Origin of the sequence: Halomonas sp. A3H3 (genome assembly GCF_000982975.1) — a bacterium.
Lineage (GTDB): Bacteria > Pseudomonadota > Gammaproteobacteria > Pseudomonadales > Halomonadaceae > Vreelandella > Vreelandella titanicae.
On sequence record NZ_HG423343.1, the window covers coordinates 3,820,044 to 3,841,351 of the forward strand.

At 54.5% G+C, this 21,308-nt stretch carries 19 protein-coding genes; 8 read left to right on the forward strand and 11 right to left on the reverse strand.

Going from position 1 to position 21,308, the window contains the following annotated elements; genetic code table 11:
• The first annotated feature begins 192 nt into the window (after positions 1 to 192).
• Positions 193 to 3,507, forward strand: coding sequence for a mechanosensitive channel MscK (gene mscK / locus HALA3H3_RS17110; RefSeq protein ID WP_022522791.1), 3,315 nt, complete (start codon positions 193 to 195; stop codon positions 3,505 to 3,507).
• A gap of 20 nt (positions 3,508 to 3,527) precedes the next feature.
• Here mscK and HALA3H3_RS17115 read toward each other — a convergent pair whose 3' ends face one another.
• Genes HALA3H3_RS17115 through HALA3H3_RS17125 form a run of 3 tightly spaced genes read right to left on the reverse strand, consistent with a single transcriptional unit; the run spans position 3,528 to position 7,643 of the window.
• Positions 3,528 to 4,286: a TlyA family RNA methyltransferase gene (locus HALA3H3_RS17115; protein WP_022522792.1), complete on the reverse strand. Its 759-nt coding sequence runs from the start codon at positions 4,284 to 4,286 to the stop codon at positions 3,528 to 3,530.
• 30 nt (positions 4,287 to 4,316) lie between these two features.
• Entirely contained in the window at positions 4,317 to 6,389 is a 2,073-nt protein-coding gene (locus tag HALA3H3_RS17120) for a hypothetical protein (RefSeq protein ID WP_022522793.1), read from the reverse strand.
• A gap of 30 nt (positions 6,390 to 6,419) precedes the next feature.
• Positions 6,420 to 7,643 (reverse strand): ATP-grasp domain-containing protein, encoded by a 1,224-nt coding sequence (locus HALA3H3_RS17125; protein WP_009287975.1) that lies wholly within the window; start codon positions 7,641 to 7,643, stop codon positions 6,420 to 6,422.
• A 208-nt stretch (positions 7,644 to 7,851) separates the two neighbouring features.
• Between HALA3H3_RS17125 and HALA3H3_RS17130 the strand changes: the two genes are divergently transcribed.
• The 3 genes from HALA3H3_RS17130 to HALA3H3_RS17140 all read left to right on the forward strand — a co-directional run bounded on the left by HALA3H3_RS17130 (position 7,852) and on the right by HALA3H3_RS17140 (position 9,592).
• Positions 7,852 to 8,181 (forward strand): DUF1820 family protein, encoded by a 330-nt coding sequence (locus HALA3H3_RS17130; protein WP_022522794.1) that lies wholly within the window; start codon positions 7,852 to 7,854, stop codon positions 8,179 to 8,181.
• Between the two features lie 88 nt (positions 8,182 to 8,269).
• Entirely contained in the window at positions 8,270 to 8,905 is a 636-nt protein-coding gene (locus HALA3H3_RS17135) for a TIGR04211 family SH3 domain-containing protein (protein WP_009287976.1), read from the forward strand.
• Positions 8,906 to 8,959: 54 nt separating this feature from the next.
• Complete coding sequence (locus HALA3H3_RS17140; protein ID WP_022522795.1) at positions 8,960 to 9,592, forward strand: class I SAM-dependent methyltransferase; 633 nt, start codon at positions 8,960 to 8,962, stop codon at positions 9,590 to 9,592.
• 49 nt (positions 9,593 to 9,641) lie between these two features.
• On the opposite strand, the gene HALA3H3_RS17145 is transcribed toward HALA3H3_RS17140, so the two are convergent.
• Both HALA3H3_RS17145 and HALA3H3_RS17150 read right to left on the reverse strand, forming a co-directional pair.
• Positions 9,642 to 10,235, reverse strand: a complete 594-nt coding sequence (locus HALA3H3_RS17145; protein ID WP_022522796.1) for a YajG family lipoprotein — start codon at positions 10,233 to 10,235, stop codon at positions 9,642 to 9,644.
• A gap of 293 nt (positions 10,236 to 10,528) precedes the next feature.
• Positions 10,529 to 11,431, reverse strand: a complete 903-nt coding sequence (locus HALA3H3_RS17150) for a DMT family transporter (RefSeq protein ID WP_022522798.1) — start codon at positions 11,429 to 11,431, stop codon at positions 10,529 to 10,531.
• A 280-nt stretch (positions 11,432 to 11,711) separates the two neighbouring features.
• Between HALA3H3_RS17150 and HALA3H3_RS17160 the strand changes: the two genes are divergently transcribed.
• Positions 11,712 to 12,320, forward strand: coding sequence for an alpha-ketoglutarate-dependent dioxygenase AlkB family protein (locus HALA3H3_RS17160; protein ID WP_022522800.1), 609 nt, complete (start codon positions 11,712 to 11,714; stop codon positions 12,318 to 12,320).
• Between the two features lie 62 nt (positions 12,321 to 12,382).
• On the opposite strand, the gene HALA3H3_RS17165 is transcribed toward HALA3H3_RS17160, so the two are convergent.
• The 4 genes from HALA3H3_RS17165 to cysP are packed head-to-tail and all read right to left on the reverse strand — an operon-like array spanning position 12,383 to position 16,192.
• Positions 12,383 to 13,477 (reverse strand): sulfate/molybdate ABC transporter ATP-binding protein, encoded by a 1,095-nt coding sequence (locus HALA3H3_RS17165; protein ID WP_022522801.1) that lies wholly within the window; start codon positions 13,475 to 13,477, stop codon positions 12,383 to 12,385.
• Complete coding sequence (gene cysW, locus HALA3H3_RS17170) at positions 13,474 to 14,301, reverse strand: sulfate ABC transporter permease subunit CysW (RefSeq protein WP_022522802.1); 828 nt, start codon at positions 14,299 to 14,301, stop codon at positions 13,474 to 13,476. The genes HALA3H3_RS17165 and cysW overlap by 4 nt, the downstream gene beginning before the upstream one ends.
• Positions 14,301 to 15,155: a sulfate ABC transporter permease subunit CysT gene (gene cysT, locus HALA3H3_RS17175; protein ID WP_022522803.1), complete on the reverse strand. Its 855-nt coding sequence runs from the start codon at positions 15,153 to 15,155 to the stop codon at positions 14,301 to 14,303. Before cysT ends, cysW begins: the two co-directional genes overlap by 1 nt.
• Positions 15,156 to 15,181: 26 nt before the next feature.
• Positions 15,182 to 16,192, reverse strand: a complete 1,011-nt coding sequence (cysP, locus tag HALA3H3_RS17180) for a thiosulfate ABC transporter substrate-binding protein CysP (RefSeq protein WP_022522804.1) — start codon at positions 16,190 to 16,192, stop codon at positions 15,182 to 15,184.
• Positions 16,193 to 16,444: 252 nt separating this feature from the next.
• On the opposite strand from cysP, the gene rpe reads away from it, so the two are divergent.
• The gene (gene rpe / locus HALA3H3_RS17185; RefSeq protein ID WP_022522805.1) at positions 16,445 to 17,137 is read left to right on the forward strand and encodes a ribulose-phosphate 3-epimerase; all 693 of its coding nucleotides are present in this window, start codon (positions 16,445 to 16,447) and stop codon (positions 17,135 to 17,137) included.
• 21 nt (positions 17,138 to 17,158) lie between these two features.
• On the opposite strand, the gene HALA3H3_RS17190 is transcribed toward rpe, so the two are convergent.
• On the reverse strand, positions 17,159 to 18,457 hold the full coding sequence (locus HALA3H3_RS17190) for an NAD(P)/FAD-dependent oxidoreductase (RefSeq protein WP_022522806.1): 1,299 nt from the start codon (positions 18,455 to 18,457) through the stop codon (positions 17,159 to 17,161).
• Positions 18,458 to 18,560: 103 nt separating this feature from the next.
• Here HALA3H3_RS17190 and HALA3H3_RS17195 point away from each other — a divergent pair, with 103 nt between their 5' ends.
• Complete coding sequence (locus tag HALA3H3_RS17195) at positions 18,561 to 19,304, forward strand: phosphoglycolate phosphatase (RefSeq protein WP_022522807.1); 744 nt, start codon at positions 18,561 to 18,563, stop codon at positions 19,302 to 19,304.
• 14 nt (positions 19,305 to 19,318) lie between these two features.
• Here the strand turns inward: HALA3H3_RS17195 and HALA3H3_RS17200 are convergent, their stop codons facing one another.
• Positions 19,319 to 20,233, reverse strand: a complete 915-nt coding sequence (locus tag HALA3H3_RS17200; RefSeq protein WP_022522808.1) for a metal ABC transporter substrate-binding protein — start codon at positions 20,231 to 20,233, stop codon at positions 19,319 to 19,321.
• Between the two features lie 633 nt (positions 20,234 to 20,866).
• Here HALA3H3_RS17200 and HALA3H3_RS17205 point away from each other — a divergent pair.
• On the forward strand, positions 20,867 to 21,308 hold a 442-nt coding region (locus tag HALA3H3_RS17205), incomplete at its 3' end, for a tyrosine-type recombinase/integrase (RefSeq protein ID WP_144410435.1).

Genomic DNA, 21,308 nt, shown 5'->3' on the forward strand with positions numbered 1-21,308 from the left:
AATAAGTAAACGCCAAGCTTGTTTCTATCACGCCGCCTGTGGAAGTCAACACCTCTGATTGCGCTGACCACCAGAACGCCTGACAATAACCTCATTCTCCGTCTCTGCGGAGCATTTGATGTCAGCGAGGCCCTAAGTAACGTGTTGATACGTAACGTGGTGAGATGCGCCTGTAAGTGGAGTATAACCTGTTTGTTCCTGCTGCTTGTCATGAGCAGTGTCGCTATTAATCCAGCCTACGCTGCGCTTCAGACCAATATGCTGGAGCGGGTGCCCGAGCAGGCTGAATTGGCATCAAGGCTTGCTCAGTTAGAAGCCCTTGAAGAACCCTTGACCGCCCAGCAGGCCAACGATAAAGAGGCCCTGGAAGCGGCCCTCGAAGCTTATGAGCGGCTGGCTTCTGTTGACGAGCGTCTTGCCGCGCTAGATACCCGGGTAGAACAAGCCCCTGAAATGTTAGCACGCCTGCAGCGCGAGTTGAGCGAAGCGGAAGAAGCTTCGCAGCAGCTAACGGTTGCCGACTTGAGCGACCGCCCCCTCGACGAGCTGGAAACGTTGCAAACTAATGCCGTGGTCGAGCTGCAGCAGTTGCAAAGCCAATTGGCGGAAGTGAACTCGCAACTGTTAGCCGCTCAAACACTCCCTGAGCGGGCCCAGCAATCCATTGCGGAAACCCTTCAGCGCGCGGAAAGTTTACGCCGACAGCACGATGAGCGCGAGGCTTTGCTGGCGGATCGTCAACTTTCTGCCCTTAGCGATGCGCAACTGATCCAATTACGCCTTGAACGGGCGCTGGCCGAACGCGAAGTAAGCTTTTATCAGCGCGAGCTAAGCGCTAACAGCCGCCTGCGCGAATTAGCTCAGGAGCGGCGCGATGTGCTGATGCTGCAGGTCGATTATCAAGAGCAGCAGCTAACGATGTTACAAGGGGTGATTGATCGGCAGCGTCGGTTGGCCTCTGAACAAGCCATTGCCGACGCTGCCAGGGATAACCCGCTGATCGCCGCGGGACATCCGGTGGTGGTGCAAGCGCAGCAAACCAACCAGACCCTAAGCCTGGAGCTGCTACGGGCAACCGACCGTGCTAATACTGTTGTGCGTGACAATATTGAAGCCCAGCGGCAGTTGGAGAACGTGCGTCAGCTACAGCGTAGCCTTAATGAGCAAATCGAGGCTATTCGCGGCAGTCAACTGCTGTCGCGAATTCTGCGCGAACAGCGCAAGTCGCTGCCTCCGTTGTCTGCGCCCCGGGATTTGCAGGACGAAATTGCCGACCTGCGCTTAAAGCAGTTTGATTTAGTCCGCCAGCGCGATCAGCTACGCCAAAGCGAACAGTATGCTGCTACGCGGCTGTCCGAGGAGGGCATAGAGGCGACGCCGGGACTGATCGATTCCCTTTCGCAGCTTTATCAATCCCGCCGTGAGCTGGTCGAGCAGTTGGAACAGTCTTACGGCAGCTTATTAAGTGCGGCGATTGAGCTTCAGCTCAACCAGCAGCAGCTGGTCACAACGACCAGTGAGCTGCGTAAAACCATTGATGAGCAGCTGTTTTGGGTTGCTAATAGTCGCCCTTTGGATATCAATTGGCTGCGTCAATTGCCCCGCAACCTCCAGCTGGAGTGGCAGGAAGGGGAGTGGCGAGCCATTTTACCCACTCGCTGGAAAGGGCTCTCTTGGGAGGTGCTCAGAGGGGCGCCCCTGATGGTATTAAGCCTGGTATTAATCGGGTCACGACGCCAGATTAAAGCCCGATTGGATAAACTGCACTCGCAGATTGGTCGGTTAAAAAGCGATACCCAGCTGCATACCCCCAAAGCGGTGCTGCTGAATGCGCTGCTAGCGCTCTCCGGCCCGCTGGCCTTGGCGGGGGTTGGGGTTGGGCTCTTGGGGGCAACTGGGCCATTGGCTAATAGCGTTGCCCCTGCGCTGCTTCAGTTGGCGTTAAGTTGGGCGGTGGTCGCCTGGGGCCGCAGGCTATTGGTCGCCGATGGCGTGGCCGAGCGCCACTTTACCTGGTCTGCGCACTACAACGCTCGGTTACGCCAGCTGTTAGGTGGGCTCGGCATTTCCTTGGTGCCTGTCATAGCCATTGCGGCGATGTCTGGAGAGATGGAAACCCCGCTGGCACTGCGTCCCGTTGCGTTGGGGTTGCTGTCGCTTGGGTTGTTGGCGATGAGCTGGTGGCTGGCGCAGTTGATACTGGCGCATATCCCTATTTTTGGCGTGCGCCTGTTTCGCTTGCTGTTGGGGCTTGCGATGGCCTCGGTGCCGCTGATGCTGTTGGGATTGGTAGTTTGGGGCTACGAATACACCGCGTTGCACCTAGTGGGGCGATTCGCGATCACGCTTTACTTGCTGGGGTTATGGGTTGTGGTGGAGGCGACCTTGGTAAGAAGCCTTGCGGTGGCTGCAAGGCGGCTTGCCTATCGCCGTGCTCTGGCGCGCCGTCGTGCTCAGGTGCAGGAAGGGGCGGAAGGTGGTCTCGAAGTCGTGGAAGAGCCGCCGCTGGATATGGAGCAGATCAATAGCCAGTCGCTGCGGCTTTCCAAGTTGATTGTCTTGATCGGCTTCAGTGCGCTGCTTTATTTGGTCTGGTCAGACTTGCTCTCGGTGCTCGGCTATTTGGACAACGTGTCATTGTGGGAGGCGCAAGAAGGGGATCTGGTCGATAACGCTCTATCGATATCCGACGTCTTTGCTGCACTGCTGATTGTCGCTATTACCTTTATCATGGCAGGCAATCTACCCGGCCTGTTAGAAGTGATGGTGCTATCCCGGCTGTCATTGAAACAGGGCAGCGCCTATGCCATTAGCTCGCTGCTCTCCTACACCATTGTGGGTACGGGGGTTGTCATGGGGCTGTCGACCCTGGGCGTTTCCTGGGACAAGCTGCAGTGGCTGGTGGCCGCCTTGAGTGTGGGGTTGGGGTTTGGCTTGCAGGAAATTTTTGCCAACTTTATATCGGGCTTGATCATCCTGTTTGAGCGCCCGATTAGGATTGGCGATACGATTACCCTGGGAAATTTGCACGGCACCGTCAGCCGTATCCGTATCCGTGCGACCACTGTCACCGATTTCGACCGTAAAGAGATTATTATCCCCAATAAAACCTTTGTGACTGACCAACTGATCAACTGGTCATTGTCGGATAATATCACCCGTGTTGTGCTCACCTACGGTGTGGCCCACGGCTCCGATATGGCCAAGGTGCACCAGCTATTACGTAAGGTGGCGGACGAAAACCCCCGCGTGCTAACCGACCCAGAGCCTCAGGTTTTCTGTTTAAGCTATGGACAGCACAGCCTCAATTTTGAACTGCGTATTTTCGTCAATGATCTGCTCGACCGGCTGTTTGCTGCCGATGAAATCAACTGCCGTATAGATGCGCTGTTTCGCGAAGCGGGTATACGCGTGGCGTTTGAGCAGATGGATGTGTGGCTACACCCTGAGCAAGGCGAGGAGGTTAAAGTGCAGTCGGCGAATCAGTTGCCCCCTGCGTCTACGTAATGCACTTTAAGCTCTCTTTTTTAAGGCTCTTTTACTGCATGCAGGAGAAATTCTCGGTTGCCGTCGCCACCGGTGATCGGGCTCTCCTGCCAATGTTGAATGGTAAGTCCGCAGGCGTCGCAACTGCGACGAATGTTGGCCTCCACTTCTGCAAAGCGTTTAGCGTCGCGTACCACGCCACGTTTATCCAGGGCGCCAGGGCTTAGCTCAAACTGCGGTTTCACCAGCGAAATCAACTGACCGCCCGCTGGCAGAAGGGCAGCAATCTCGGGCAGAATCAGCGTTTGCGATATAAACGACACATCCATGATGGCGCTATCAATGGGGAAAGCAGCAAGCGCGCTATTGAGGGCTTCGCTACTACTCATTGAGCGCGCATTTATCCCCTCCAGGCAGGTGACGCGTGGGTCGCTGCGCAACTCAGGTGCAAGCTGTCCGTGGCCAACCTCTACACCAATCACATGGTGGGCGCCAAAGTGCAGCGCACAGTCGCTGAAGCCGCCGGTTGATTGACCAATGTCGAGCACAACAGCGTCATCAAAACGCAGCTCAAGCGCTGTGAGCACCGCCTCTAATTTCAACCCTGCTCGGGACACATAGCGCTCTTCGGGATCGTCCTCTACTTCAAACCGGGTATCGTCGGGCCATTTTTCGGATGCTTTGGTTAACGGCTTACCGTTCTCGGCAAGCCGTATCCGCCCGTGCCGAATAAGCCTTTGGGCGCGGGTACGCGAGTTGGCCAGCCCCTGGATGACCAACAATTGATCGAGTCGCATCATAGTGATTGAAAGTGTCGCTAAGCGTACTTGTTACCCTTCGTCGCGAGGCGTTTCGGGTAGCGGTGAATGGGGGAGGGTTGAGTTGGAGCCTTGATCCGCCTGTAGCTCGGTAGGTGGAAGGCGCGAGGCTCCCCAGCTCCGATGCAGGAAGTGTCTGACATTTTCCACCTCTTCGCTGGTGACGTCGGCGATGTCAACGCGCTCCAGGGGATCATAGTGGTAAATATACAGCCGCGATGCAAAGCGCTCAAAAGGCAGCGAGGCTTCGCCAAAACGTTCACCATTGCCCGATGTACTCACAATGACGCCATCGCCCCAATCCTGCCCGCTATCATTGTTGGGATTATAGAAGTAAATCCGCATAACATCAGAGGGGTCGAGAGAGGCCCGCAAAATAGTAATCGCGTGCCAGCCGATAAAACGCGCCGCGCTATCGGTGACCGCAATGCCCGCTGGCTGAGGGTGAATCAGCGGCTGGTTGCCATTGTAATAAGGGTGATAGTAAGCGAAGAAGTGGCGTATAAAGTCGTCAACATCGCTTAGTTGACCTGTGGCAACGTCGACATTGATGCGAAAGCCGCGGCCAGACCACCAGCCGTGAAATTCAGGATTCACCCAGCGGTGAGGGTCACCTTCACGGCCAATGCAGCGCCGGCCCATTTCGGCATAAATTCGATCCAAGTGCGGCACGACAATCAGCGAAACCGGGTCGAGATCGATGGGTAACTGGGTCGCCACACCTGAGAGACTCGCCATTGATGAAATGGCTTGTCCTTCAAAATGCATAATGATTTCGTCATCCCGGGCCGCCCAGGCCACCATCTGCAGCAGGTAATCTGGGTCGTTATAGGCCCACATGGAGAGCGCCCGTGCCGACTGGCAGGTAGGGTTGTTGCCCTGACCAACGCCTAGCGGTAATCCCAGCATGCAGAGCACGCCCTCAATCAAGCGTGCCCGGGGAGAAACAGTGTCGCCATAGGCCATGGAGAGTCGCGACTGTGCCCACTCTGATAGCGGTAGATTAAGCTGACGCCACATTGCCGGTGCTACCGGCGGCTGATAGAGAATGCCGCGTTCAAGCATCAGCGCCAGGCCGTAAACCGCTTGAGCGGTAGCAGGGTAAACGCCGCCACGAATTAGCGCTTGAACAAGCTCGCGGTAGCAGAGCAGGCAGTCGCGGCCGGTAGATGAAAGGCCCAGTGCTTCGGAGAGTAAGTGATCCCCCTCTTCGAGTAGATGACGCAGTAATACGGCGTGATATGGCGATACCAGGCCGGTGTCGTGCATCGCCCGGGCGAAACCGGTGGATTCAGCCTGCAAAGCAGCCTGATCCATACGTTCTAACCGATCACGGTAAACGTCGACCCCAGGGTCTTCACGACAGGCTTGAGTTGGGCCATAAAGCGAACTCACCAGGCGGTCGGCGCCCTGGCCGCTGGCGCCAAGATCAATTTCCGGGTTGGCCTGACACAGCGCAATTTGGGTGATCATCTGTTTGATCGAATCAACCTGAATAGGGCGCTGTTTTAAAATGCGCCAAATCTCATCGATCAGGCGATCAACAATGTGCTCGTAGCCGATGCGCTCGGCTAAATGCTGGAAAAGCTGGCGGGGAATAGTGGCCAGGCGCCCCTGGGTTTCCCGCTCCGCTTCGCTGGGCGGTAAAAACAGTAGCCACAAATTGATCGCCATTACCTGAGTCAGGTAATGGTGAGCATGCTCTGCGGACACCAGTGGATGCTCAAAATTGCCTTTAGCCACAGCTAGGAGCCGAAGCTCGCTTAGCGCCTCAATGACGACAACATTGGCATCCGCGCTTTTCAGCGAGAAGGTTGTCAGAGTCGGCACCAAATATTGGGGTGTTTCCCAATCGGAGCCCAAAAACACACCGGAGTCCTCAAACGCTTGCGCGCGGGTCTCCAGTGCTGCACAACCGCCGTCCTGAAGCAGTACTCGACGCGCAGTGTCCATCACACGCGGCAGCTTGGCGGGTTTTGAGAAGGCGGGCGCCTGGGTAAGCAGGCGAACGGCGTCATCAAATTTGCTCAACAATCCATTGAGCTTGCTATCTTCTTGAGAAGACGTCACTTGATCTGTCTCCACGGTGACTCCTTATCCCAGCGTTAGCGGGGATTATACATAGAAGTCGAGGTCTTCTTGGCGTTTTAGCAGATCGCGAATCGTATGCGCATCCTCGCCTTTGAAGTAGACCAGACCCCAATGGGTACCAAACGCGGTGCGTTTAGTAACGGTTTCTTCTACTGGTGAGGTTAGCTCATGAGACTCGAAGTAGGGGTGATCTTCGGTCTCTTCGGGAATTTCCAAGCGGCTGACCACACGACGGCGGGGGTAAACGCCAAAGCAACCGGCAAAGCCATCGGCATCGACCACTTCTTTCGGAAAGAACGTGGCCACTTCTTCTTTCGTGGTTTTCGGGTCGAACACCAGCATGGAAGCCTGGTAAGCATTGAAGCCGTAAACACGCTCTAGCAGCTCGAATACCTTGAAGCCGGGCGGACGGTAAGCTACTTCGCCAAAGTACATCTCACCATCGCTGGTGACAAAGTATTCCGGATGGATCAAGCCAAACTCAATGTCGAACGCTTTAATTAACTTCTCGATCTGTTGGGTGATCTGTTCGCGGTAAATCTCAAGTTCAGGCGATGCGGGCACAAACACTGAGTAACCCAGCGTCACGTACTCTGAGATGTTCAAGAAAGCGATTTTGCCATCGTGAACCCATGCTTCAACGGCAAATTCCCAGCCATCCAGGTGCGATTCCATCAGTACCGGGAACTCTTCTTCCGGGATGGTATCGACTTCATCTGGGGTACGAATAACGCGATGACCAAGACATCCTGCTTTATCAAACGCTTTAAGGTGAATCGGGTCGTTGGGGTCGCCGTCCAGCTTAAGCAGTGTCTGGTTAACGCGCTTTAGGAAGCGCACGACATCTTCTTTATCGTGGGCTTCTTCAAAGATACCCACGCGGATGCCGCCAAGTTGGGCGCGACGCTTCATCAACGCTTTATCGCGTAGCAGCAACGACTGACCGTAAAGGCGCGGGTTATCCAGTAGCACAGAGTTGATGGCCCCGGCCCACTCAACGGTCTCTTCGTAGAGTGGAATGGCGACATCGACGCCTTTCTCTTTAAGCGTCTCGGCAATTTCCATCGAGCGGTCATTGAGTCGCTCGAAATTCCAAGGCACGTAGGGAATGTCGTGTTTTTGGCAATACTCTTCCGCCCAATCAGGTGCAACGACAATGTAGCGACGGTCAAAATTTTCGGCCGCTTCAATCGCATTGAGGCTCCAGCCTAACAGAGCGATATAGCCCTTATTTGGATCCTTCTGCATGTTGATGACTCCTACTTGGTGAAAAAATATTATTGCTAAACCACGCTAGCTACCATACATGAGAGGCGCATGCCCGGCTAATGAGCGCTTTGTCCGTCGTATTAACGCTAAGCTTGCTAAGGGTTAAGCCTAAAGGCGCGGCGATGGGAATATGGTAAGCTAGGCGGTTCAACTTTTAATGTACGAATGGCAAGAGGATTAGGCCAAGATGGCGGCCAAGCCGATCTACCGTGTGGTGGTCCACCAGCAGGGTGAAATTTGGGATTTATACGTCCGAGAAATCTTTCAAAGCGAACTCTGGGGCTTTATTGAAGTCGAGGAGTTTGTCTTTGACGATGCTTCACGGGTAGTGGTTGACCCTGCAACTGAAAAATTGCAACGAACCTTCGATGGCGTCAAGCGTAGCTACCTACCGTTAAATGCGATTGTGCGCATTGATGAAGTAGAGCGCGAAGGACCATTGAAAGCGGTCAAAACCGATACTCGGGTAGCGGAGTTCCCCCGTCCCTTTCCGTTGCCCCCGCGCGGAGAAGGGTAAGCGTATGAGACAAGCGCACCGCTAAGTTAGGCGATAAGCGCTGTTGGCTTCGTCCGCCTTGCAGCGTTTTTAATCAGGACATGATGTCATGCTAGTAAATAGAACTCGTTATCGAAATTACGCCGCTGCGGCTGGCATTTTACTCAGTGTTACCAGCCTCAATGCCACTGCCCAATCTGCTAACCAAGCCTGGGTGACCGATGAACTGAGCACCTATGTGCGCAGCGGCCCAACTGATGGTTACCGCATTATTGGCACGCTCAACGCAGGCGAGCAGGTAGAGGTGCTGGAAACCAGCGGTGACTACACCCGAGTGCGCAACAGTGATGGCAATGCGGTCTGGGTGTTGAGCAATGAGCTTCAAGAAACACCCAGTGCGGTTGAACAGCTACCTGCGTTAGAAGCCCAGGTAGAGGAACTCACCGCCGAGCTTGAGGGCATCAATGAAACCTGGGAACAGCGTACGGCCTCAATGACTGAGACTCTAGAGTTGCGTGAGAGTCGCATTGCCGAGCTTGAGGCCAGCAACCAAGAGCTGGATGCGCAAGCGGAGCAGTCCCGCCGGCAAGTTAGGGCGCTTCAAGCGCGGCTGGAAACCCAGGAGGAAGACCTGCTGATGCGTTACTTCATGTATGGCGGCGGTGTGGCTGGCGCAGGCTTGTTGGTGGGACTGATTGTGCCGCACCTACCGCGGCGGCGTAAAAAGCGTGACCGCTGGTTTTAACGGCGCGATAAGCCTCCTCTTCGCTAGTGCAATCGACTTCACGGTGGCCAAATAATGAGCGATCAATGGCGCAAGCGCTGGCAAGAAGGGCGTATAGGCTTTCACCTGCAGCAGGCACACCCGGCGTTGCTGCGTCATTGGGCGTCGCTCGGCGTTGCTAAAGGCACCAAGGTATTGGTGCCGCTGTGCGGTAAAAGCCTTGATATGCGCTGGTTGGCAGACGAGGGTTATCCCGTTCTGGGAATTGAGTTTGCCCCGGAAGCCATTGAGCAGTTTTTGGCTCAGCGCAGCACATCGGTATCCCGCTACCGTCAGGCAGATTTTACGATTTCCCGCCAAGGCAGCGTGGAGCTATGGTGCGGGGACTTTTTTCACCTGCATATCCAGCAAGCCGCCGAGATCGGGGCATTTTATGATCGCGCCTCGCTGATAGCGTTGCCACCTGCAACAAGGCAGCGCTATGCGTTTCACCTTGCTCAGTTGGTGCCGCCTGGTGCCAAGGGGTTGCTGATTAGTTTGTCGCATCCTGAGGGCAGTGCTGGGCCGCCTTATAGCGTGCCCAACAGCGAAATCGAAAGCCTGTTCACCCCCAACTTCACGCTGACGTTTCTGGAACAGGGCAGCCCCGATGAGCGTGGCCGAACGGAAAGCGTATGGGCACTTGAACGACGCGGGCCGCGGCTCTAGGAGTAAAGAGGCGCAGCCCGAGTCAGAGGTGTTTCTATAAAGGGTAATCTTAGCGTGCGAGTAAATTGGCCAGTTCTGGATCGCTAAAGGCGCGGTTCATGCCATCGCTAAGTAGGTCGCTAAGCATCCGTGCGTTGCTGTCGGCATCGGGCTTAAGGGCGTAGCCCTGGGTACGGCGCGAGGTGTAGGTGCCCGTATAGGTAGTGCCCTTGTTTTTAGCAATAGCGCGGAAAACGCCTTCAAGACGCGCTTCATCTACCAGTGGCTGGCCGCTGTCGCCACGGGCGTAGTTCAGGCTGGCAAGTTCCAGCGTCAAGCTCGGGCGGCCTTCGGCCTGCTCGGTGGTGGGGCTAAAGCCCATATCGCGTACCGCGCGCTCAGCTTCTTCTTGCAGGCGTGGAATTAACTCGTGGCTACTCACGGTAATGTGCGCCGTCGACATGCCGCCGCCTGCTCGATTGCCAATGATGTCGCTCTCGCGTCCATCCTGGGCAATCACAGTCACCTGCTGGCCTGAGCCAACTTGCGGCACCTGGGTACTGCGTTCAGGGCTGAGCTGTAAGTATTGGGGGCTTGCGCAACCAGCAAGCCATGCACTGGCAAGCAGTACACCCGAAATCCGTAAAAAGTGACGCCGAAGCATGGTCTTCCTCCGCTATGGCTAAAACGCCAGTATAACGCGGGTAGCGCGTTGGCGGTATGTTCTGGCGATGCGGCTTTGCTCAATCACTTCCAATGTCTCACTGTATATTGCCTTTGCACACCGTTGTGAATGAGAAAGCAGTGAAACAAGCTAGGCTTTGTACGAAAACTGCCTGCGCTCGACAATACCGCGTTAAAAATCGCCTCGAAATGCTCATTTACACCCCGTAAACTCCGCTTTCTCGTTGATTTTTGCCTTGTCTAGTCTTTGCTCGCCGACTTTTCGTACAAACCCTAGCTCGTTAGGCTGTTTTTTTGAGAATCGGGACTCACGATTAGCCAAACGGAAAGTAAAACGATCAAAGAGCCAAGTAAGAATCCGCTGGAAATCGTTTCATCAAGGATTAAAAAGCCCCATAACACAGCGAAGGGTGGCACCAAGAATGTAACGGTGAGTGACCGTAACGGCCCAATGTCGGCAATCAATCTAAAATAAAGGATATAAGCGAGGGAGGTGCATAAAAAGCCGACTGCGAACAGGCTGATCCACACATCACCTTGAAGCCAGTCGATACTGGGGCCAGATGAAATATTCCAAAGCAAAAAAGGGCTGAGAAAAGCGGTAGCGCCTATTTGACTGCCAAACGCAACCAGCGTTGAATCCAGGCCACCCTGTTGGGTTATCCACTTGCGGGTAAGAAAGCCAGCAAAGCCGTAACCAATAGTGGCTATCATGCAGGCAGCCACGCCAATATAGATGTTGCCAACGATACTTGAGTCACCCACAGTGGTGATAACAGTGATGCCAACAATTCCTAGCGTTACGCCCAGCCATTTTTTTATAGTTAAACTCTCGCTAAAGATAAAAAAGCCAATCATGGCACCTGTTAAAGGCGTTGTCGCATTTAGAATCGCTGAATAGCCAGTAGGTAGTAGTGTTGCTGCTATGCTGTACATAAGAAATGGGATGCCTGAATTTATAGCACCCAAAATCAAAATTTTGCCTAGTTTGCCTCTGAACGCCAGGCTTTTACGTATGATAACGATGATAAAAGCCAAACCAATGAGGCCAAAAAAGACTCTAAAAAATGCTGTGTTGATTGGACCTATCGCCGGTGAGGCGATTCTCATAAAAAGGAAGCTTGCTCCCCAGATAGCGGCTAGCGACAGCAGTCGTATATAGTCTATTGCTCTCATTTTATGTCCCTTTTCAAGATTTTCTCTTAGCCTCAAGCCGCTAAGTGATGGTTGGTTTTTTTAAGTTTTTTATCTGGAGTGGTCAGGGTGTTTCTTGGTTTTTTACTCCATGGCAATGCAGTATTGGCTTTTGATAGCATCGAAAAAACCCGTTTCTTGCTCTTGTTACGTGTTTTTAAACCGGAATGTGAAGGCTTATGGTTTGAGGCGTCGGGGTTGGCTTCGTGCCACGGGGCGGCTGGCGCCGCTTTCCGCGGCTTCGGGCATTAGAGGGGTGAAAATGGATCTGTTTGAAAACGACGATATGAAGTTGATTAATCTGCTTCCAAGGGATGGTGAGGTTTACTACCACGGTAAAGTCTTGGATACAGTTACCGCCGATATGTATCTGGATAAGTGCCTAAGCGAATTAACCTGGGAGCATGATCGTGCGTTTATTTACGGCAAAGAGATCGTTACAAAGAGGAAAATAGCCTGGTATGCGGATAAGCCGGTTTCCTATACATACTCAGGATATGCAAAGATGGCGTTAGTATGGCCTGATTTTTTACGAGAGATTAAGCAGGTGGTGGAGAGCCACTGCGGGGAGATGTTTAATTCGTGTCTGGGTAATTTTTATAGCTCAGGCGATGAAGGCATGAGCTGGCACAGTGACGCCGAAAAAGACCTTGTTGAGAGTGGATCAATCGGGGCGTTGAGCCTAGGCGGCGCAAGGAAATTCTCGTTTAAACATAAGCCAACAGGGGAGAGCGTGTCGCTTAATCTAGAGCACGGCAGTCTGTTAATTATGAAAGGCACCACACAGAAAAATTGGCTACATAGCCTGCCTAAAACCAAGAAAGATGTTGAGCCACGTGTGAGCCTGACCTTTAGGCAAATGCGTTTTTGAGCTAATGCGATGAAACGTCAACGCTAGCTGCTCCATTTAGGGCAGCTAGCGCTTCAGCAGCTTTATGCCACGCGGCTTTGCTCCGTCGCTTTCGACTCAGCGTTGGGAAAGCGTCGCCAGTGGCGGGGGTGGGCGAATAAGCGTTGCCCGCGGCGTAGCGCCAAGTGCTCAAAGTCAGTATGGCGCACGGTAGCCAGCCAAGGCTGGGCGAGCCAATCCGCCTCTAGCTCCACGCGCACTTCCGCGCCCACCGGTGAGATCGCCGTGATAGTGACCGGTAGATGGCTCTCAGAGGTGGGTTGCTCGGTTAGCCGCACTTCATGGGGGCGTAGCAGCAGCTCTTCATGGCCATCGGGTAGATCCACGTGCCAATAGGCATCGCCACAGGTAAGTACGCCGTTGGTCACTTTGCCTTCCAGATGGTTCACATCGCCTAAAAACTCAAACACAAAGCGGTTTTTGGGCTCCCGGTAGAGCTCATCGGGAGTATCAATTTGCTCAATACGGCCGTTGCTCATGACTACGACGCGGTCGGAAAGCTCCAGCGCCTCTTCCTGGTCGTGGGTGACAAAGACGCTGGTGAAATTGAACTCGTCATGCAGGTGGCGCAGCCAGCGGCGTAACTCTTGGCGCACTTTGGCATCAAGTGCGCCAAAAGGCTCGTCCAACAGCAGTACTTCCGGTTCCACTGCCAAGGCGCGGGCTAGCGATACTCGCTGCTGCTGGCCGCCGGAAAGCTGAGCAGGGTAGCGGTTGGCGAGGTGCTCCAGCTTGACCATTTCAAGTAGCCTAAACACCCGGGTGCGAATCTCACCGCTGCTGGGGCGGCGTTTACGCGACAACACGGTCAGGCCAAAGGCCACGTTGTCGTAGACGCTCATATGGCGAAACAGCGCGTAGTGCTGGAAAACAAAGCCAATTCGCCGGTCGCGCACATGTACATTGGTCACGTCGCGGTCGCCAAACAAAATCTTGCTGGGTTGTGCGTTGCGGTCGGCATTTTCCAAGCCGGCAATAATCCGCAGCAGCGTCGTTTTGCCCGAGCCCGAAGGGCCAAGCAGGCCGACTAGCTCGCCTTCGTGAATATCCAGGTTGATCGGCTCTAACGCCTGGGTAGTGCCGAAGTGCTTAGCGATGTTATGTAAGTGAATGCTCATGCAAATGCCTCCCGGCGCGCTGCGCGCCATTCCAGCCCGGCCTTGGCGGCGAGCGTCAGTAGGGCAATAAAGGCGAGTAGCGCCGCGCAGGCAAACGCCCCTACGGCATTATAATCCTGATAAAGCTGCTCAAGGTGCAGTGGTAGCGTATTGGTCTTGCCGCGTATAGCGCCGGAAACCACTGAAACAGCCCCAAATTCCCCCACCGCACGGGCGTTGGTAAGGATAACGCCGTACAGCAGTGCCCAGCGGATGTTGGGCAGCGTGACGCGCCGGAAGGTCGTCCATCCGGAAGCACCAAGCGTCACGGCTGCTTCTTCTTCACGGGAGCCTTGGGCCTGCATCAACGGGATCAGTTCCCGGGCCACAAAGGGGCAGGTAACAAAAATAGTCACCATGAGGATGCCCGGCCAAGAAAACATCAGCTGAATATCATGGCCGTCCAGCCAAGTGCCGATCCAGCCGTTGCGGCCATACAGCAGCAGGTAAATCAGACCCGCGACAACGGGAGAGACCGCAAAGGGGATATCGATCAACGTTTGCAAAATGCGCCGCCCAGGAAAGCTGAAGCGCGTGACCAGCCACGCCAGGGCAACGCCAAATACCAGGCACACGGGAATGGTTAGTAGCGCAATCATCAGCGTCAGACCAATCGCGTGCAGGGTGAAGGTGTTACTGACGTTCGACCAGAAAACCATAACGCCCTGGGAGAATGCCTGGGCAAAAATGGCCACCAGCGGCAGCAGTAAAAACAGTGCTGACAGCACCAGAGCGGCACTTATCAGCAGGCGCCGGATAAGCGGCGCATCACCAATTCGACGCATTATCCCTTACCTCCATGCAGACGGCGCACAAAGCGGCCCTGCCAAATATTAATGGCCAGTAGCAGCGCCAGCGAGACAAACAGCACCACTGAAGCAATCGCCGAGGCCCCCGCATAGTCATACTCTTGCAGCTTGACGAAAATCATCAGCGCGGTGATTTCTGTTTCGTAAGGCATATTACCGGCGATAAAAATGATCGCTCCGAACTCGCCTAGCGAACGAACAAACGCCAGCCCAGTGCCGGTCACCAAGGCAGGCCAGATATGCGGCAAGATCACGCGGCGAAAGGCCACGCCGTCGGTAGCACCCAATGACATAGCGGCTTCATCGACTTCCACTGGCATATCTTCCAGCACCGGCTGCACTGTGCGCACTACAAACGGGATGCTGGTAAAGGCCATAGCCAGGGCGATGCCCACCCAGGTGTAAGCGACTTGAAACCCTAGCGGCTCCAGCAATCCACCCATCCAGCCGCTACTGGCATAAAGGGTTGCCAGCGTAATGCCTGCCACTGCGGTGGGTAGCGCGAAGGGGAGATCCATTAAGGCATCGAGTAAGCGCCTGCCAGGGAACTCGTAGCGAACTAACACCCACGCCAGCAATAAGCCAAATATGGCGTTGATAATCGCTGCAACGGCTGCCGCGCCAATGGTGACCATATAGCTGGCAACCACGCGTCCTTCGGTGATGATCGCCCAGTATTGGGCAAAACTAAGCTCCGCTAACTGACCGAACAGGCCCGTAATAGGGAGTAGTAGCACCAGCGAGATAAACAGCACGCTGATACCCATAGAAAGGCCAAAACCCGGCAGCACGCGGGTGCTGCCGGTTCGCCAGGAGGCAAGTTGACTCATAGTTCAGGCTGGCTCATGAGTGAATATTAGCGGCGCTGTAACTGGTCGAGAAGGCCACCACCCTCAAAGTGGGTCTCCATGGCTTCATCCCAGCTACCAAACACTTCATCTACTTCAAGCAGTTCGGTTTCCGGGAACTGGTCGGCGAACTCTTCGACCACGGCTTCGTTATGCACTCGGTAGTTGAAGCCTGCCAGTAGGCGTTGAGTTTCTTCTGTGTAGAGGTACTCAAGATAGTTCTGGGCCAAATCGCTGTTACCGTTGCGCTCTGCGTTTTCACCAACAACGGCAACGGGGAACTCTGCCAGAATGCTAACGGGTGGCACGATGACTTCGTAGTCGTCACTGCCATACTCTTTGCGAATGTTGTTGACTTCAGACTCGAAACTAATCAGTACATCGCCAATTTCACGCTCGATAAAGCTGGTGGTTGCGCCACGACCGCCGGTATCAAACACCGCTACGTTGGCTAAGAAGGTGCGCATGAACTCTTCGATTTGCTCTTCATCGCCATCGAACTCGTTCTCGGCAAAGCCCCAGGCGGCTAAGTAAGTATAACGACCGTTACCCGAGGTTTTCGGGTTGGGGAAGACCATCTGTACATCTTCTTTGACTAAGTCGTCCCAGCTCTCAATTCCTTTAGGGTTGCCTTTACGCACTAGGAAGGCGGTGGTGGAGTAGTAGGGGGAGGCATTGTTCTCAAACGCATCCTGCCAATCTTCGGCCACCAGTCCAGCATCGGCGAGTACCTGCACGTCGGTCACCTGGTTAAAGGTCACCACATCGGCACGTAGGCCCTGAAGGATGGCACGGGCTTGTGCGGAAGAGCCGCCGTGAGACTGGCTAATGGCAATCTCTTCACCGTGTTCTTCCTGCCACCAGGCTTGAAACTCAGGGTTGATCGCAGCAAACAGCTCGCGAGCGATATCGTAAGACGAGTTGAGTAGTTCACGCTCTTGGGCGGCGGCGGTTCCACTTACCGTAACGCCTAACGCAATGGCAATCAGGCTGCGGCGGAAAATTGTTGGCAGTGCCATAGAGAAACTCCTTAAAAACAGTAAGCGCTTAGTATCGCGATATTGGCAAGGTTAAATCTATCAATGTGGAATTACAATCATGCTTTATATTCTATTTAAGAATATGTGTGTGATGAGATGCGCGACGCGTATACGTGGTTCTGTTAAGCGGCTCTGATAAGATAGCAGCTTGGCTTTGCTCTCTTGCCTGCACACTCGCGGGTATATCGAGTGTCTACACTTCGTCTACTGATTGATAAGCAGGAATGGAATATGACCGCTGCGCAGGATTTCTTGATTGCCCCCTCTATTTTATCGGCTGACTTTGCCAGGCTGGGTGAGGAGGTGGATAACGTGCTGGCTGCAGGCGCGGATGTGGTGCACTTCGACGTCATGGATAATCACTATGTGCCCAACCTGACCATCGGGCCCATGGTGTGTAAGGCGCTGCGTAAGCATGGCGTCACGGCGCCCATCGACGTGCACCTAATGGTTAAACCGGTAGACCGCATGATCAGCGACTTTATTGAGGCGGGCGCCAGCTATATCACCTTTCACCCGGAAGCGTCTGAGCACGTTGATCGCTCGCTGCAGTTGATCCGTGATGGTGGCTGCAAAGCCGGCTTGGTATTTAATCCGGCCACGCCGCTCTCCTATCTCGACTATGTGATGGATAAAGTCGATATGGTGCTGCTGATGAGCGTCAACCCAGGTTTTGGTGGGCAATCCTTTATTCCCGGCACGCTGGACAAGCTGCGTGAAGCGCGGGCGCGTATTGATGCGTCAGGACGGCCTATTCGCTTGGAAATCGACGGTGGGGTGAAAGTGGATAACATCGCCGAGATCGCCGCAGCGGGCGCCGATACCTTTGTGGCAGGTTCCGCCATTTTCAGCGCCCACCAAGCCAGCGACCCGCACGGCTATGACACGGTGATCAAGCAGATGCGAGCGGCGCTGGCCAAGTAAAAAGTCAGTGTCGAGTGTCGTTTAGTGCAATTTCATGCGCGGTTTTAAGTAACGATTAAGCTTATCGACCAGCCAGGCCAGCCCCGTCTTCGGCGCCCCATGAATAGAGAGCTGGTGCATGCGGTAGAGCGATGCATAGGCTTGGCGAGCCAGCCAGCCCTCTAAAAACAGGCCGCGGGAGGCGGAGCTGCGCATCAAATTACCTACCGCATCGTAGCGGGCCAGCGATACCAGCGAGCCGTGATCGCGATAGCGGAAATCGGCTAGCGGTTTGCCTTCCAGTTTATTGACCAGGTTTTTGGCGAGCAGCTTAGCCTGCTGGTGAGCAGCCTGGGCGCGAGGAGGCACCGTGCCGCTTTCACCCATCGGGCAACTGGCGCAGTCGCCTAGAGCAAAAATTTCCTCATCATCGACGCTTTGTAGGGTGCTTTTTACTTCAATTTGGTTTTTCTTATTCGTTGTCAGGCCTAGCTCCGCCAAAAACGGCGGCGCTTTGATACCCGCTGCCCACACGTTGATATCGGTTTTGATCACTTCATCGTCACCGGTGATCAACTGATGCGCCTGAGCTTCTTTAACGGCGGTGTCGGTATGGACGGTTACGCCCATGCTCTCAAGCTCTGTTTTGACAGTTTGGCTGACCCGCTCGGAAAGCCCTGGAAGCAAGCGCGGCGCCGCTTCCAGTAGGTGTACGCTGATTTGCTGGTGGTCAACGGACGTCACCCCATAGGCATTGAGCATGCGCGAAGCGTCAAATAATTCGGCCGCAAGCTCTACCCCTGTTGCACCGCCGCCGACGATACCAATGGTTAACTGAGTATGTTGGCGTAGGTTGGGGTCGGTATAGCGCAGAAAGGTGTTGATCATATCGCGCTGGAACGCCTTGGCCTGCTCGGGCGAATCAATAAAGTGGCAGTGCTCCGCCACGCCGGGCGTGCCGAAATCGTTGGAAACGCTGCCTATGGCCATGACCAGATAGTCATAGGCAAGCTCGCGGGCGGGTAGTACCTCTTGCCCATCTTCATCATGAATCGGCGCTAATTGCAGCGTCTGTTGCTCGCGATTAATGCCGGTTAGCGAACCGCGCTGATAACGGTAGAAGTGAGCCGATGAATGCCCGCGAAGATCCACCTCGTCCATGCTGGAGTTCAGTACACCGGTGGCCAGTTCGTGGAGCAGCGGTTTCCATACGTGGGTGGTATTGCGGTCTAGCAGCACAATTTCTGCGCGTTTGCGCTTACCCAAGGTGCGGCCTAATCGTGTGGCAAGGGCTAAGCCGCCAGCACCGGCGCCGACAACCACGATTCTGGGAGTGGGCATATCACTACCTCCTTAACTAAATTAGCCCCAGCATAGAAGGTTCTGATGCGTCTGACTAATGCGAACGTTTGCTTTGAGCAGGTAAAATGGTTTTTAAATCAAAATGGGGCAGAGCGCATTGAAAATACATCCAAGTCACTACTCAGAACGACACCCAGTGCTACAGGGAAAACGGCTAATTGCCTTCGACTTGGACGGAACGCTGATCGATTCAGTGCCCGACCTTGCCGCCGCCGTGGCACGCACGTTAAGCGAGCTGGATTTACCTGAGCCGAATGAGACAAAGGTACGGGATTGGGTGGGCAATGGCACGCCGGTATTAGTGGAACGAGCTCTGACCTGGGCGTTGCAAGCCCCGCCAGAACTTAGCCTGCAACAGCGCGCCTATGATGCGTTTATGGGGCACTACGGCGCTGCACCTAATGCCCTGACAACACTCTACCCTGGCGTAAAGCAAGCCCTAGAGGCGCTGTACCAGCAAGGTCTGACCCTGGTGCTGATTACCAATAAGCCCGAATGCTTCATTGAGCCGCTGTTAAATCACTTCGAGCTGCTGAACTATTTTACCCTATGTCTCGGCGGTGATTCTTTGGCCGAAAAGAAGCCCCACCCATTGCCGCTGCTTCACGCTGCGCACTATTGCCAAATACCGCCAACTGAATGTGTGATGGTCGGCGATTCACGTCACGATATGGCGGCTGGAAAGGCGGCAGGCTTTACTACTCTGGCGCTGCCCTATGGTTATAACCATGGGGAGCCGATAGAGAATAGCCATCCCGACCTAGTACTCAGTTCGTTAACTGAGTTGCTGTTGAACGCACCTCGACCGACAAAGGTCATTGACTAGGCTTGGTCGGTCGCTTACTCGGCCGTGGCGCCCCCTAGCGCGGTATGCATCACTTCAGCGTTATGGCGCAGCATGTCCGCGTAGTTGGCAGCGGGGCCATCTTCACCGCTCAGCGAGTCGACATACAGCGGACCTGCTAGGGGCAGTGAAGCCTCCCGGGACAGGGCGTCCATATGGATACTAGGTGTAGTGCTTTCAAAAAACAGCGCAGGGGGGCGTTTCTCGGCAAGCTGTTCGCTGATCTTGGCCATTGCCTGGGCGCTGCCTTGGGTCTCGTGGTTAACCCCCCACACCCCTTGAGCATCAAAGGCGTAGGCGCGGGCAAAATAACCAAAACCTGCCTCACTGGTTAGTAATGTGCGGTTAGTTTGTGGAATACCTTCAAGCCGCTCTTTTACCGCTTGGTTAAGATTGTTCAGCGCCTTGCGTGCCTCATCAGCGCGGGTATAAAACGCATCGGCTTGCTCGGGTAGATGCTCGGCCAGGGTCTCAGCAATGACATCGATGTAGGCTGCAGCGCCCTCTGGATCCATCCACATATGCGGGTCTGGCTCGCCTTTATACTGCCCGGTGGAAATCGTCAGCGGCGTATAGTCGGCCTTTTTAGCCACTTCCACTAGCGTTAGCCGGTCGTCAGACATCGCCTCAACATGGCGTATCCAAGGCTCTAGTCCAAGCCCGTTATAAAACACAATATGCGTCTCTTCTAACGCCAGTACGTTGGGTGGGGTTAGCTCCCAGCGGTGAACATCTTCTCCCCGTGGCACAATGACATTGACGCTGACAGTGTCACCCGCCACTCGTTTGACCAGCTCCTCCATGACTGAAAAGGAGGCAATTACGCGCAGCGTTGTGTTGGCATAAGCTGGCGCAGCGCTTATCAGCGCGACGAATAAGAGCGCCCACACCCAGGTAAACCACTTTGACATCCCACGCTCCTAACTGGCTAAAAAAACTATCGAAAAAGACGGCAGATAATAAAGACTGCGGTGGCCCGTTGCCAGTTCCACTGCAATGCGAGGCCGCAAGAAGTATTACCCAAGGGAGGATTCCCTCAAGTGAAAAGTGCCACTATGCTGAATAGTATTACACTCCTAAGCATAGCGTGCCTTATGACTGGCTGAACGGTTTCTTATTCGCGGCATCGGTGTGGCATCCCCAAAGCTGTGATTTATCGCCCATAGCGCTGGTGGTCTAAAGGGGAGGGGGCTGGTTGACACTTAACCCCTGCAAGGGAGTGCTCGGTTGCGGTATCATCACTCCATTAACGGTTTAATCTGTGGTCGAAATGACACAACGGAGTAAGTGGGGCAATGGCGCAAGCTCAGTCGGTGCATAAACAGCCATCACAGGAACAGTCAGCGCAAAAAGTGGTGATGCTGGATAATCACGACTACCCTCCATAGTACTGTATATAACTCCACGAAGCGAAACCGACCCCGCTAGACGCCTCGCCAGTTCTACATATCACTCCATAAGACTCCACATAAATTAGGCCTAGACCTGGGTAATATCCTGGGTAACACTATCAGTACACTCATTTTCACGAGAGCGTTACCCAGGTGCCGATCTCAGATACCAAGGCCCGCAAGGCTTTGCCCGCTGCTAAGCCGTATCGCATTCCAGATGCAGACGGTCTTTACCTCGATGTCCGTCCCAGTGGTAAAAAGTATTGGCGCATTCGCTATTTTCTACACGGAAAAGAGAATCTCTATACGCCCGGGCAGTACCCGCAAGTCACGCTAAAAGAGGCGCGTCAGCAGCGGGACGCTGTGAAGCATAACGCTAGCCAGGGTATCGATCCCAAAGCATTGCAGCAGGAAGAGCGCGACCGCTCACGGCGTAGCCAGGAAGATTCCTTCGAGTCTATCGCTCTGGAGTGGTGGGAGAAGCACCAACCCCGCTGGACTCCCCACTACGCCCAGCAAGTAAAAAAAGGCATAGAGCGGGAAATGCGCCCGGCGTTTGGTTCTAAAAACATCCGCCAGGTTACGCCCGCCGATG

Coding starts and splice junctions, on each gene's coding strand:
- cysP (WP_022522804.1), bottom strand. CDS start 16,192: ATGGCACTGCCAACAATTTTCCGCCGCAGCCTGATTGCCATTGCGTTA.
- HALA3H3_RS17165 (WP_022522801.1), bottom strand. CDS start 13,477: ATGAGCATTCACTTACATAACATCGCTAAGCACTTCGGCACTACCCAG.
- HALA3H3_RS17125 (WP_009287975.1), bottom strand. CDS start 7,643: ATGCAGAAGGATCCAAATAAGGGCTATATCGCTCTGTTAGGCTGGAGC.
- HALA3H3_RS17145 (WP_022522796.1), bottom strand. CDS start 10,235: ATGCTTCGGCGTCACTTTTTACGGATTTCGGGTGTACTGCTTGCCAGT.
- cysT (WP_022522803.1), bottom strand. CDS start 15,155: ATGAGTCAACTTGCCTCCTGGCGAACCGGCAGCACCCGCGTGCTGCCG.
- cysW (WP_022522802.1), bottom strand. CDS start 14,301: ATGCGTCGAATTGGTGATGCGCCGCTTATCCGGCGCCTGCTGATAAGT.
- rpe (WP_022522805.1), top strand. CDS start 16,445: ATGACCGCTGCGCAGGATTTCTTGATTGCCCCCTCTATTTTATCGGCT.
- HALA3H3_RS17140 (WP_022522795.1), top strand. CDS start 8,960: ATGAGCGATCAATGGCGCAAGCGCTGGCAAGAAGGGCGTATAGGCTTT.
- HALA3H3_RS17115 (WP_022522792.1), bottom strand. CDS start 4,286: ATGATGCGACTCGATCAATTGTTGGTCATCCAGGGGCTGGCCAACTCG.
- HALA3H3_RS17160 (WP_022522800.1), top strand. CDS start 11,712: ATGGATCTGTTTGAAAACGACGATATGAAGTTGATTAATCTGCTTCCA.
- HALA3H3_RS17200 (WP_022522808.1), bottom strand. CDS start 20,233: ATGTCAAAGTGGTTTACCTGGGTGTGGGCGCTCTTATTCGTCGCGCTG.
- HALA3H3_RS17195 (WP_022522807.1), top strand. CDS start 18,561: ATGGGGCAGAGCGCATTGAAAATACATCCAAGTCACTACTCAGAACGA.
- HALA3H3_RS17135 (WP_009287976.1), top strand. CDS start 8,270: ATGCTAGTAAATAGAACTCGTTATCGAAATTACGCCGCTGCGGCTGGC.
- HALA3H3_RS17150 (WP_022522798.1), bottom strand. CDS start 11,431: ATGAGAGCAATAGACTATATACGACTGCTGTCGCTAGCCGCTATCTGG.
- HALA3H3_RS17190 (WP_022522806.1), bottom strand. CDS start 18,457: ATGCCCACTCCCAGAATCGTGGTTGTCGGCGCCGGTGCTGGCGGCTTA.
- HALA3H3_RS17130 (WP_022522794.1), top strand. CDS start 7,852: ATGGCGGCCAAGCCGATCTACCGTGTGGTGGTCCACCAGCAGGGTGAA.